A 12146-nucleotide genomic window follows, 5' to 3' on the forward strand; every position below is an offset into this window, starting at 1 on the left:
AACGTTTGCCTTAAGCCTAACCGGTCGCGCCGATCTCCTGCCAGTGGCCGCAACTGTGCGCGCTAGCGGGGTTTGCGGCCGGCGAGTCAAGATCCGTCGATGCCGAAACGACGGACGACGCACTTGCCTTCTGGCACTGGGAATTAACTCTGGCGCCCGCCAAGGCGAGGTGAGCAACGGCGCAACCTCCTAGGTTTGGGTGGCACAGGCCGAGACGGCGTGTGCCATGTCGCGTGCTCAGCTCACGCCGTGCGACAAAACCTGCAAAGGCGCAATCAGCCAGCTGACAGTTTCCTGTATGTACGCTGCTGTGCGTTGCTCGCGGGGGTAAACACTGCGTTTCACTATCTGGTTAGAAAAAGTGACGCCGCTTACATATCCCGATACAAGTGCTGCCATCCGACTGCCGGCGCCGCTTCGGTATCGTGCCAGCGATCATAGCTATGGAGTAGCCATGGGGGACACTTATCGCGATCCCATCGATCATTTCAGGACCACGCGACCACTGGCCGGGGAATCACTGATCGATGTACTGCACTGGCCCGGCTACATAATGGTCTTAGCCGAAGTGTTCGGTGTTGTGGGCAGCCTCGCAGCCTTTGGGACCGGGCATCACCATGAAGGCACGGCCGCCGCGGTGGCGGCGGTTGTGGTTACGGTGATCGGCCTGGCGTGGCTGGCGGCCGAACACCGTCGGATACGAAGGATCGCCGACCGCTGGTACACCGAGCATCCCGAAGTTCCTAAACAGCGACCCTGTAGCTGAGAAAACAGCGGTCTGCATGTGACGGGTTCTTCCGCACCCCGGTCGTTATCGAAAGTACTTGTGCTGGAAGGAATCTCGCGAGGTGGTGCGCTGATGCCACCGCCGGATCCGCGGGGCGTCAGCAGGGCCCACGCCATCGACGTAACGTCGAACAACCCATTCACGCATCCCAATGGGCGGCCCACCAACACTTGCGCAACCGTAATGCGATTCGTGATTGTCTGGGAGACACCACCCCTGCTACGAGCCGATGCTCGTTTTCAGGAACCACTGGCAGCCGCCCACCATCTGTGAACCGCGCTCAAGAGCCGAGTCCGACCGCCAACTTCTGCCGAAGCCTAGTCGGTCGCGCCCATGTTCTGCTAGCGTCAAAACTAGCCGCGATAGCAGTTTTTCGCGGTCGGCGATGAGGCTCCGCCCGTTACGCGTCGCCCGACGCTGATGGCTTCTACCCCGCACCACACACTGTGCGCAGGCTCTTGTCTGTGCTTGACGCGAGGGAGAAGCCATGGATACTCGTCGCACCCCCGACATCGAGGTCATCAAGGATGCCGAGCGCATCCTCTACCGCGAAAAGTGGCGGATCCACGAGGAACGTGCAGCCCAGCAGCTCGCACACACGTCGTCGCTGGCATGGACTCGGCTCTTCCCCGACAGCCCCGTTATTCAGGTGGTCGCCATCAACGGCGCCGTGATAGGGCAAGTCAGACGCCACCGCACTCGGTGGATCGCTACCGGGGTCGGGCAACGGGGCCCGGTCGCCGATTGCGGTACCTTTCGCGCCGCAGTCGAGGCCTTGGCGACAGAGTCCAGAGGCACCCACGCCGCCAAACTGTAACGGCAACAAGCTATTGCACGCGCATGGCGAACCGACGCGGTGCTTAGGTGGCGGGCACTGCGATAGTTCCGGTCGGCATACGTTACCGTCGCCGTCCCACCAGGCCGCGAGTGCGTGCGCAGCCGCCGGTGCCAGGCCGGCCGTGACCGGCGATCGGACCAGACAACGAAACCCGCGTCCGGCGGCATCCAGTTGAGGAAGAACTCCACCCCAGCCGGGATGCAGCGATGTGGTCCACGTCGACTGGACGCGGTGGCGACCCTCAATCCCGGCTATTTCGCGCTGGTGATGGCCACCGGAATCCTCTCGACGGCGATGTATCACCAACGCGCCTATGTGCTTTCCGTCGGGCTGCTCTGGCTTGCCGGTGTGGCGTTCGTGGTGTTGCTCTGTTTGACCGTCATACGGATAGCCGTTTTTCACGACGAGTTTGCGCGCGACTTGGTCGATCCCAGTCGTGCGTTTGGCACGTTCACTTTTGTGGCCGCTGCCGATGTGCTGGGCACCCGACTAGCCACCGACACCCACTGGGCCGTTGCGTTCGCCTTGCTGGCGATCGCCTGGCTCACCTGGTTAGTCCTGGGCTATCTCGTGCCGTGGACGGCGGCCCTGAAGACTCCGCAGCGGCCCGCGTTACGACGGGCGAACGGAACCTGGTTCATCTGGGTTGTCGCCAGCCAATCGATCGCCGTGCTCGCCGCCACATTGGAACCCGCGCTCGAGCAAGGGCGTCGGGAGCTGGCCTTGCTCGCCGTGTTCTCCTGGTCGGTGGGCGTGTTTCTCTACGCAGTTGTCGGCATCTTGGTCGCTGCCCGATTACTGATCTACCCGCTGGCCCCGCAGGACCTCACCCCGCCCTACTGGGTCGCCATGGGCGCCACCGCGATCACCGTGCTCGCCGGCGCCCGGATCGTCGAGATGGCTAACGCGCCGATGGTCGCTGATACTCGGGGTGTAGTCGCCGGAACATCAGTGGTGTTCTGGGCTTTCGGCACCTGGTTGCTGGCGCCGTTGCTGGGGGCCGGAATCTGGCGCCATGCGATTCATCGGGTGCCGCTACGTTATGAAGCGCCGCTGTGGAGCGTGGTGTTCCCGCTGGGCATGTACGGGGTTGGCAGCGACTACCTTGGGCAGGCCGATCACTTGCCCATCGTCGAGGCTATTGGCGCGGTGGAAAGTTGGGTCGCGCTAGCAGTGTGGGCGGTGACTTTCGCGGCGATGCTGCACCATCTCATGGTGACCATTGGCCGTTTAGGGATTGAGGCGTCTGCGGCCGAGCCCCTGCCACCTCTTCACTAGACCGACCTGTCTGCGAGGCCTGATTACCCGTCGGTTTCAGCTTTACGACGGCAGACGGTACCGATATGTGCGGCTCACGGCGTCGAGTACGGGCGCACTGCGGGTCTGCTAGTGTCAAACCCAGCCGCGAAATCACTGGTTTAGCGGTCGGCGATGAGGCTCCGCCCCCTTCGCGTCATCTGACGCTGATGGCTTCTACCCCGCACGACGATGCTGTGCGCAGATCTCTTCTGTGCTTGACGCGAGGGAGAAGCCATGGATTTCCGCAATCCCGTTGATACCGAAGCGATCAAAGATGCCACGTATATCCGCTCCCGACAAAAGGGGCTAAGGCTAGCGCCCGGAATGCGTGCTGCGACTCGGCCCGATGCACACAGGTCGTCACGGGAATGGACGCATCAGCCGGTCGCCATCGGCGGCGTCGCGCCAGCCCGGCTCAAGGCTCGCAGCCCGCGCCGCATTCCCGGGGTAGGGGGGATTCGAGTCGTCGACGGCCCCACTCGCGTCCTCGTGGCTCCGACCGCGGTGAAATGCAGCGCCACGGCGCTTGCTGGGCAGGTGGCCGCGGGTGGGCATCGGCGTCACGACTGGCGAATGGGGACGTGCTGATGCCCGGTGTCAACGAGTCCGAAGTGTTGCTGCTGTGGCGCGCCCTGCGGCAGTTTCGCTCGGGCAAGACGCCCGGCTGTGCACCGCGGGGCCGACCGCCGAGCAGCAACTGTCCGCTCTACGCGCACTGTGGACGGTGGAGCGAACCCGATGACTATCGCCTCAGCCTGGAGGAAACCCTGGAAGAGACGATGCGCCGCCGAGCGCGGTGGCCATGTGGTCGCCTGCTTGAGCTGCTCGGCCCTGACACGTCACGGATCGGCTGAACTCATTAGGTCAGGGAAAGAGTTTCGCTTGTACACGCCGAACCGCTTGAACGACACCGCATTCATAGTCAGGTGAGGACATAGTGCCCATATCGAGCTGGCTAAGCAACCGGCGCATACCCTGCGGCTCAATACATTTGATGTCGCCGGTGAGTGTCCGGATCCGCGACGCCTGGGTGGAGTTTCCGATCTTCGACGCCAAGACACGGTCGCTGAAAAAGACCTTCCTGAGCAATGCCGGCGGCGCCGTCGGACGCAGCGCGTCCACGGTACCCGTCATCGAAGCGCTGCGTGGCATCACGCTCTCACTCAACGTCGGTGACCGCGTGGGGATCGTCGGGCACAATGGGGCCGGCAAGTCGACGCTGCTGCGGCTGCTATCGGGTATCTATGAACCGACCCGCGGTACGGCCACTATCCACGGTCGCATCGCACCGATTTTCGATCTCGGCGTCGGTATGGACCCCGAGATCTCGGGCTATGAAAATATCGTCATCCGGGGACTGTTCCTCGGGGAGACCCGCCAGGCAATGCGGGCCAAAACCCACGAGATCGCCGCGTTCAGCGAACTCGGCGACTACTTGGCCATGCCGCTACGCACGTATTCCACCGGTATGCGGGTGCGTCTGGCGATCGCAGTGCTCACCAGTATCGATCCCCAAATCCTGCTGCTCGACGAGGCCATCGGCGCAGTCGATACCGACTTTCTGCGCAAAGCAATGGACCAGTTGCACAAGCTCGTCGAACGAGCAGGCATCCTCGTCCTGGCGAGCCACTCGAACGACTTCCTCGCGCGGCTGTGCACGACCGCGATCTGGATCGACCACGGCGAAATCCAGATGACCGGCAGCGTCGAAGACGTCGTCGGCGCCTACGAGGGCGCTCAAGCCGCAGATCATGTCGCCCGCATCGCGGCAGAGAGCACCTCCAATGAGTAACTCCGACGCACAGCCACCCCGGTCAAGAGGACACGACCGCCCGAGTGGGAGCGGAACCGACGCCGCGTCCAGGCGGTTACCCACAGTGCGTGAGTTCTCTGCTGGTGGACTGGTCATCCGCGGCATCGGCGCCGCGCGACAGTTCGCGGTCATCATCGCGCGGGTCGATCGTCGCGGTCGCACCCAGTGGTCGTTACCCAAGGGACACATCGAAATCGGTGAACGACCCGAACAGACCGCGGTCCGCGAGATCGCCGAAGAGACCGGCATCCGCGGCGCCGTGCTGGCCCCACTGGACACCATCGATTACTGGTTTCGCGCCGATGCTGTCATGGTGCACAAGACCGTTCACCATTACCTGCTGCGATTCCGCGACGGTCAGGCAACCGCCGCCGATGACCACGAGGTCACCGACGTGGCATGGGTGCCACTCGAGACGCTGTCGTCGCGGCTTGCATTCGCCGATGAACGACGGCTAGCCCAATCGGCGGTGCAGCTGATACAGACATTGCATAACGATGGCCCGGCTGCGCTACCTCCAATTCCGCAGATTGCCCCGCGGCGGCGCCCCCAACGGCACTCGATCGCCACCCGTGAAACCAACCCCCCCATAGCTCGGCGAAGACGGCGAAACAAAGATGAGGGAAGCAAATGACCATGCATGTGGACGTGACCATAGAAATCCCGAAAGGGCAACGGAACAAATACCAGATCGACCACGACAGCGGACGCATCCGCCTGGACCGCTACCTGTATACCTCGATGGGATATCCCATCGACTACGGCTTCATCGAAGACACCCTCGGCGAGGACGGCGACCCACTCGACGCGCTGCTGCTGCTACCCGAACCGGTGTTGCCCGGCGTCATCGTCACCGCACGACCAGTGGGGATGCTGCACATGACCGACGAGGCCGGAGGCGACGACAAGGTCCTCTGCGCGCCAGCAGGGGATCTGCGCTACGACCACATCACTGACGTCACCGATGTGTCGTCGTTCGAACTGGATGCCGTCAAGCACTTTTTCGTCCATTACAAGGACCTGGAGCCAGGAAAGTATGTCGAGGCGGGCGATTGGGTGGGCCTGCAAGCCGCCGAAGCCGAGGTGCAGCGCTCCTTCGACCGATTTCGCACCACCCAACACTGAGGAAGCCGAAACCACCAGCTCAATAGTTCGTATGCACCAGTGGCGTTTCAGCGATCACGGCACGAGGTCAGCACCCTCGCTGCAGTGAATTGTTGATGTCGGCAGGTATCAACACCACCGACCTACGCCGCCGCGCAACAGTCACACCCAACCCACGACAAGTCACGAATCGGTCGACCGCGACCCGAGAAAAGCTCCAGTACTCCATATGCAGCATGGGGTTTCCGCCTCGGCGGCAGGTTCGGTGTCGCTCAAGGGGTGAACCTCGTTTTGCGCGCCAGAATCGCCGCGTTGGCATCACAGACGTTCGATGAGGGCCTGACCGAAGCCAGCGGCGCTGACGCCCAGGATCAGGCTGAATACGACATTAGCTACCGCGCTCCACCATTGTCGCTCCGAGGTTAGCGACCGCGTTTCGAGCATCCATGTCGAGAAGGTGGTGTAGGAACCGACCGCTGCGGTACCCGCAAGCAAAGCGGCATCGCCCTTCAACGTCAGACCGGTAATGATGCCGAGCACCCCTGCGCCCGACAGGTTCACCGTCAGGGTGCCCAGCGGAAAGGAACGGGCGAAGCGTTCGCCGACCGCACGATCGACAAGGAAGCGCAGCACCGAACCGCTACCACCAATGAGAAGGACCGCTGTCCACGTCAGGACGTTCACGCTGCGGCTCGCACGCGCCTCACAACGGCAGCGGCCACAAAGATCCCGACCAGCCCGCCCACCACACTGGCGATCGTGTATTCCAACGCCAGCCTATAGTGGTGGCTCTCAAGCATTTTCAGTATATCGACCTGCATAGTCGAAAACGTCGTCAAACCCCCACACAGTCCAGTACCAAGGGCCGGCCGCATGTATGACGACACGGGCAGTCGTTCGAGCAGTCGAGTGGTGAAGTAGCCCAACAGGAACGCGCCGACGATGTTTACGATAAAAGTAGCCCACGGCCAATCGCCGGGGTTGACGGCAGGCAAGACGGTGGACAATGCCGCGCGGATCACCGTGCCTAAACCTCCGCCAACGAAAATGGCAGCCAGTTCGCGGCGGTCGTGTCCTAGCATGGGGTGCTCTCGGCCACCCACCCCATGAGCGTTGGGTGTCCCGAGTAGCGCGCCTGAAGGGCTTCTCGTCCCGATGATGCGCGCATGCCACGGTGAGGCTGACGAAACCCGATTCCGCGTCGCGGCGCCTCGGCTGCCGTCACGTCGCGGAGACCCTCACGCGGACGCGAACTTCGTGATGACCGTGCCTGCACGGTGATAACGACGTCACCCGAGCAGAACCACACGCGTTTGCGTGCAGTACTTCGGGCGTCGATCCGCCGGCGACGAAGACTGTGGCGGATGCACAGTGGCCGTGGCCGCTTACCAACTGCGAACATCAAAGTCTCCTCGTCAAATGCAGCAGGAGCCATCAGCCTCGATACGAGGCGGTTCGGACGAGTGTTCACCCAGGCGGACATCCATCGCCGATAGTTACCGTAGCCGATATGGGCGCTTGGGCATGCAATGGTTAGCGCGACGCGGTTGAGAACTCGAACGAGGCGACCACCGTCTGCGGAATGGCGGCAAATCGGTGTAACTGCATCTTCTACAGCGGCACAACCCGATCCCGGGCGCCCTACGGCGCGGCTGCGCTGCGGCGCCATTGATCGGCGCCGACCCCGCGTAACGTGTCCGAATCAACATCCCTGTAATCGGCGGATAAGCCGATGTCCCGCCAGCGCGCAACAGTGCCACCGCCCCCGATTTACGACCAGGATTGGCCTCCCTGAGCGTTCGCCTGCCAGCGCGCCGCGGTACAGTGATAAACAGACGCGTGGCGGAGGGGCTCGCCAACGAAATCGCGGGCGTATCCGCCAACGGTCCCTACCTTTCGGGACGGCTGAAAGGTAGGGAGGACATGGTAATGCAGCGCCCACGGTTCTTGACGAATCTGCGTGATGACCCCCAGCGCGATCTGCAACAGGGCGCGGGCCTTCCAGACCCGATTTGCCCGTGGGAGATACCTCTCGATCATGACCTAGCGGTACACCTGGACCCGTGGGGCGACGACGGAGAGGCCTATGTCCCTTCCCGATGGGGGCTGGCCCCTGACGCGGCGACACAGGCGCTTAGCGAGCTGGTATCGGTCAGCCAACCGCATGACTTGCTCGTGGTTCCTTCTCGCCTGCGTCGAGTGCAGGGCGCCGACGTCTACTGGCCGGCACAGGTATTGGCTGCCGGTGAACGCGGGGTCGCCTTATGGGTAGATGACCTGCCGTATGACAGGGTGGCTGCCATCTTTGCCTACCGTGACATCCGTATGGTCGAGCACGCCTGCGATACCGAGTCCGCGCGCCTGACGGTGATCGGTGCCACTCGTCGGTTTACGGTGCATTACCGACGCCGGTGGCGGCCGAGCTCGCACCAGCGCCTCACGGACCTGTTGGTGCGGATTCGGCTCGGCGCAGCCGGGCTATCGAAAGACTTTGGAGGAGACGGTAGCGATCCCTGCGCACGGGAGGCAGCCTGGCTACCGGTGGGGCGTCATAGCTCGCGAGCGATGTTGTCGTTGAGTGCATGTGGACGTTCGACGCGAACGAGGTGGCAGCATGCCAGGCACCGGGTGTGGCGCACGGTGGCAGTCAACGATCGTGAATTGCTGGTGTTGCGTGGGTCTGCGGTCCCGCCAGTGGCTGAGGTCGGCAACGATATCCTTGCCGTTCCGCGAAGGAACCTGCGCGCCCTCAGCGCGACAGGGCCCCACCTGTGTATAGACGCCGAAGCGGCGCACACCTTTACCGTGGGCGCGGCTTTGGCCAAACGGGTCGTGAGCGAGTTTTCCCAATTCATCGGCCAACCATCGTTGTTACCGCCATCGGCAACGAGTACAGGGGCCGAATGCGGTTGTCATTGATTTGCGGTCACGTGCTGCTTGAGTGTGCAATGAGCCACGTCGAACAGAGGGGACGGTCGTGACGGTCGCCGACACTGTGATGCCTTTGGTGCGTGCGGTTTTGGGGACGGAGGCGCCCGTGGCAGTGCAAGGGTGGGATGGCAGCCGCGCGGGGCACGCGGATGCACAGTGGGGGTTGAAGATCAACAACCGACGAGGCTTACGGCGGTTGTTGTGGGCGCCCAACGAGCTCGGTTTCGCACGCGCCTACGTCGCGGGTGATATCGAAATCGTCGGAGATCTGCTCGCCGGCCTGACCATCCTCGAGCAGCTGTCAGACCCTGCCCGTGGCCCTGGGGTGCGTGTCGATTCCGAGATGAAAACCGCTCTGGTCAAAGCGGCACTGCGGCTCGGAATCATCGGTCTGCCACCGAAATCACCTCCCGAGGAAGCCAGGCTGGCAGGTGGGCGGCGGCATGGCAAGCGGCGTGACGCCGCCGCGATCCGGCACCATTACGACGTCGGAAACGACTTCTATCGGCTGGTGTTAGGTGAAACCATGACGTATTCGTGCGGGTATTGGGCGCGACCAGATGGCGATCTGCACACCGCTCAATATGCCAAGTGTGATCTGGTGGCCCGCAAGTTAGGCCTGAGCGCGGGCATGCGGGTTCTCGATGTCGGCTGCGGCTGGGGGACTTTCGCCGCCCACGCCGCCCGTCACTACGGAGTACAGGTGGTTGGTGTCACGCTCTCCCGTGAGCAGGCCGACCATGCCGGCAAGCGCATGGTTAATGACGGTGTCGGTGACCTGGTGGAGATTCGTGTGCAGGACTATCGCGACGTCGCCGACGGACCCTACGATGCCATCGCCAGTATCGGCATGGCCGAGCATGTCGGGTCTGCGATGCTGCCGACCTACGCGGGGCACCTGTACACGTTATTGCGTCCGCAGGGCCGGTTACTCAATCACGCCATCTCGCGCCGACCCGGTAAACCCACATCCTTTTCGAAGACCTCCTTCATCGATCGCTACGTATTCCCCGACGGCGAAATCGTGCCCCTAGCAACGATGATCGAGGCGCTCGAGGGTGCGGGTTTAGAAGTTCGCGATGTTGAGTCCCTGCGGGAGCACTACGCGCTCACCCTGCGGGCATGGGTGGCGAATCTGGAAACCCACTGGAACGCCGCCGTCGCGGCAAGTACAGCAGGACGCGCACGCATCTGGCGCCTCTACATGGCCGGGTCGGCGCTTGCGTTCGCGGCCAATCGGATCGGGATCAATCAGGTACTGGCAGTGAAGCCCACAGCGCGCGGTGGCAGCGGTATGCCGCCTACTCGCGACGAGCTACTGGGCGCGCGCGCCACGCCGCCTTAACAGCGCACCGATCGTCGGCCTGTGAGCTTGGATAGGTATTAGGTTCTCTCGGCAGGGAATTGGTTGGCCTCAAGGTCCTCGCGGATGGCCTGCTGCGCTCGTGGGGGCAACGTATGGAGGATCTCGCGAACGCGCGCCTGGTGGCGCGCGACAGCTTGGCGTTGCGGCATGCCCGGTGTGGCGGTGATTTGCGGTGGGACGCCCTGGACTTCATCGACGCCGCCGTCGGGGTGGCCGGCATCAACCATCGCTTGTTCTTCAGCCATTGTTGCGGCGTCTTTTTCTTCTGACATTCCAATCGGGCCGATGCGCCGGCCATTGAGGAACTGCTGCACCACGGGGTCATCACTGGTCAGCAACACCTCGCGGGGTCCGAACATGACCAGCTTGCGGTGAAAGAGCATGCCGATGTTATCGGGCATGGTCCGGGCAATGTTGACGTTATGCGTGACAATCAGCAGTGTGCAGTCGATTTGAGCGTTGATGTCGATCAGTAACTGGCTTAGGTAAGCAGTCCGGACCGGGTCTAGGCCCGAGTCGGGCTCATCGACGAGGATGATCTCTGGTTCGAGCACCAGTGCGCGGGCCAGGCTCGCTCGTTTGCGCATCCCGCCGGAGATCTCGCCCGGAAATTTATGTTCATCGCCGGCCAGACCGACCATGTCCAGCTTTTCCATCGCAATCCTGCGGATCTCACTTTCCTTTTTCTTGGTGTGCTCGCGCAGCGGAAAGGCGGTGTTGTCGTATAGGGTCATCGAACCAAACAGCGCACCGTCCTGGAACATCACCCCGAATAGGGTGCGGATGTCGTAAAGTTCTTTGGCTGAACAATTCACGATGTCAGTCCCATCAATCAGGATGCTGCCTTGCTCGGGATGTATCAGTCCGACCAACGCCTTCAAGAACACCGACTTACCGGTGCCTGAGGGACCCAATAGCGCGCTGACTTCGCCTTCGGGCAAGGTCAGCGTGATATCTTCCCAGATTCGGTGTCTACCAAATGCTTTGGTCAGGCCCTTAACATGTACTGCGATTCCCATCGACGCACCCTCCCATTAAGACAACATCAATTCACCCCGGCGACACCAAGACAGAACCCACGGCGCCCGCGTCTCCCGTCGTTTGCGCGCGCCGTCGCAAAGTTCATCGACCCTAAGCTGCTAGAGCTGCGATAGTCGTTTCGTGGCATCCCTCGAAAGGGCTGCCCCACATATCCGCTGAAGGCCAACAAATTTCGGTGCTCTTGCCCTGATGCCGGCGGTGCCCGGCGGGCGTACTGCACAAACGTCTTCTCGCACTGCTGCCGCGAGATGAACGCCGACAGCGACTCGCCTTCTGTGGATTTCGCCGACATAAACAGGCTTGTCCGGCGAAGCCGGTGACTAAGCACCGACATTGGGGGTGCGTGGGTGGCCCGCCGGCCGCCGAACACAAGCCAGCTGCACACCGCAGGAAGAGTCGCGCGCCAACACCGAGACGGTGATTGGTGCCGTGGGTCTCGACGGACTCGCCCCGACCCGCATAGTGGTGATCCCGTTACAGCGGTCAAGGCCGGTGCGGGCATGACGACCGCAGCGGCTGCTCCCCGAATCGCTGTGCCGATCTGCAACCGCCGAGGCGCGCGGTGCGAGGAGCCGACTGCCCGCCAGCATGCGGGGCGCTGCGAGATGAGAACTATTCCCCGGTCTGGGTCGGAACCTTGGGTGGCGCGGGTGTGCAGCGACTCACGGATGTCCATCGGGCGGCTCCTCCCCCGGCCTGGTTGGAAGGCAGACCCCGCCAGCCAACTGCACTATGGGTAGAAGCCATTAACGCTCTCAAGAGCGCACATAACGACGAGCCTCATCGCCGGTCACCAACTGCGAATGGCGACTGCTTTCACGGTAGCAGCAACACCACCGGTGGGCCAGCCTCAAAAACGTGAACCTCTGGGCGACACCGCGACTGGGCCAGCAGCGCAAACACTGTTCGAAGCAGTTTTGCGTGCGCACGGTCGTGTGTTTGTTCGTCGTGCGACGGCTCGGTTGGC

Annotated in this window: 11 protein-coding genes and 1 riboswitch; of the genes, 8 read left to right on the top strand and 3 right to left on the bottom strand. The window is 62.7% G+C overall.

Annotated elements, in window-relative coordinates:
* Nucleotides 1–454: 454 nt before the first annotated feature.
* The 7 genes from usfY to ACYQ8K_RS13680 all read left to right on the top strand — a co-directional run bounded on the left by usfY (nucleotide 455) and on the right by ACYQ8K_RS13680 (nucleotide 5862).
* On the top strand, nucleotides 455–766 hold the full coding sequence (gene usfY / locus ACYQ8K_RS13650) for a protein UsfY (protein WP_459969726.1): 312 nt from the start codon (nucleotides 455–457) through the stop codon (nucleotides 764–766).
* A 508-nt stretch (nucleotides 767–1274) separates the two neighbouring features.
* A complete protein-coding gene (locus ACYQ8K_RS13655) occupies nucleotides 1275–1604 on the top strand; it encodes a hypothetical protein (RefSeq protein WP_459969728.1) in 330 nt (109 codons plus the stop codon).
* A gap of 219 nt (nucleotides 1605–1823) precedes the next feature.
* Nucleotides 1824–2903, top strand: coding sequence for a tellurite resistance/C4-dicarboxylate transporter family protein (locus ACYQ8K_RS13660; RefSeq protein WP_459969817.1), 1080 nt, complete (start codon nucleotides 1824–1826; stop codon nucleotides 2901–2903).
* A 608-nt stretch (nucleotides 2904–3511) separates the two neighbouring features.
* Nucleotides 3512–3778, top strand: a complete 267-nt coding sequence (locus ACYQ8K_RS13665; RefSeq protein WP_157118328.1) for a hypothetical protein — start codon at nucleotides 3512–3514, stop codon at nucleotides 3776–3778.
* Nucleotides 3779–3927: 149 nt separating this feature from the next.
* Nucleotides 3928–4716, top strand: coding sequence for a galactan export ABC transporter ATP-binding subunit Wzt/RfbE (gene wzt, locus ACYQ8K_RS13670; RefSeq protein ID WP_415858665.1), 789 nt, complete (start codon nucleotides 3928–3930; stop codon nucleotides 4714–4716).
* Between the two features lie 85 nt (nucleotides 4717–4801).
* A complete protein-coding gene (locus ACYQ8K_RS13675; protein ID WP_459969731.1) occupies nucleotides 4802–5371 on the top strand; it encodes an NUDIX hydrolase in 570 nt (189 codons plus the stop codon).
* Between the two features lie 2 nt (nucleotides 5372–5373).
* Nucleotides 5374–5862, top strand: coding sequence for an inorganic diphosphatase (locus ACYQ8K_RS13680; RefSeq protein WP_459969819.1), 489 nt, complete (start codon nucleotides 5374–5376; stop codon nucleotides 5860–5862).
* Nucleotides 5863–6159: 297 nt separating this feature from the next.
* On the opposite strand, the gene crcB (ACYQ8K_RS13685) is transcribed toward ACYQ8K_RS13680, so the two are convergent.
* Both crcB (ACYQ8K_RS13685) and crcB (ACYQ8K_RS13690) read right to left on the bottom strand, forming a co-directional pair.
* On the bottom strand, nucleotides 6160–6525 hold the full coding sequence (gene crcB, locus ACYQ8K_RS13685) for a fluoride efflux transporter CrcB (protein ID WP_069401113.1): 366 nt from the start codon (nucleotides 6523–6525) through the stop codon (nucleotides 6160–6162).
* A complete protein-coding gene (crcB, locus tag ACYQ8K_RS13690; RefSeq protein WP_459969733.1) occupies nucleotides 6522–6923 on the bottom strand; it encodes a fluoride efflux transporter CrcB in 402 nt (133 codons plus the stop codon). The genes crcB (ACYQ8K_RS13685) and crcB (ACYQ8K_RS13690) overlap by 4 nt, the downstream gene beginning before the upstream one ends.
* 336 nt (nucleotides 6924–7259) lie before the next feature.
* A riboswitch (Fluoride riboswitch) is annotated at nucleotides 7260–7341 on the bottom strand.
* Nucleotides 7342–8818: 1477 nt separating this feature from the next.
* On the opposite strand from crcB (ACYQ8K_RS13690), the gene ACYQ8K_RS13695 reads away from it, so the two are divergent.
* Nucleotides 8819–10117 carry a class I SAM-dependent methyltransferase gene (locus tag ACYQ8K_RS13695; RefSeq protein WP_459969734.1) on the top strand — a complete coding sequence of 433 codons (1299 nt, stop codon included), beginning with the start codon at nucleotides 8819–8821 and terminating at the stop codon, nucleotides 10115–10117.
* A 38-nt stretch (nucleotides 10118–10155) separates the two neighbouring features.
* Here the strand turns inward: ACYQ8K_RS13695 and ACYQ8K_RS13700 are convergent, their stop codons facing one another.
* Nucleotides 10156–11157, bottom strand: a complete 1002-nt coding sequence (locus ACYQ8K_RS13700) for an ABC transporter ATP-binding protein (RefSeq protein ID WP_459969736.1) — start codon at nucleotides 11155–11157, stop codon at nucleotides 10156–10158.
* Nucleotides 11158–12146 lie beyond the last annotated feature (989 nt).

Source organism: Mycobacterium sp. MUNTM1, assembly GCF_054660795.1.

What these genes read in the sequence shown, in the direction of transcription:
- usfY (WP_459969726.1), top strand. Translation starts at nt 455, where the DNA reads ATGGGGGACACTTATCGCGATCCCATCGATCATTTCAGGACCACGCGA.
- ACYQ8K_RS13700 (WP_459969736.1), bottom strand. Translation starts at nt 11,157, where the DNA reads ATGGGAATCGCAGTACATGTTAAGGGCCTGACCAAAGCATTTGGTAGA.
- ACYQ8K_RS13680 (WP_459969819.1), top strand. Translation starts at nt 5,374, where the DNA reads ATGCATGTGGACGTGACCATAGAAATCCCGAAAGGGCAACGGAACAAA.
- ACYQ8K_RS13655 (WP_459969728.1), top strand. Translation starts at nt 1,275, where the DNA reads ATGGATACTCGTCGCACCCCCGACATCGAGGTCATCAAGGATGCCGAG.
- ACYQ8K_RS13660 (WP_459969817.1), top strand. Translation starts at nt 1,824, where the DNA reads ATGCAGCGATGTGGTCCACGTCGACTGGACGCGGTGGCGACCCTCAAT.
- ACYQ8K_RS13665 (WP_157118328.1), top strand. Translation starts at nt 3,512, where the DNA reads ATGCCCGGTGTCAACGAGTCCGAAGTGTTGCTGCTGTGGCGCGCCCTG.
- crcB (WP_459969733.1), bottom strand. Translation starts at nt 6,923, where the DNA reads ATGCTAGGACACGACCGCCGCGAACTGGCTGCCATTTTCGTTGGCGGA.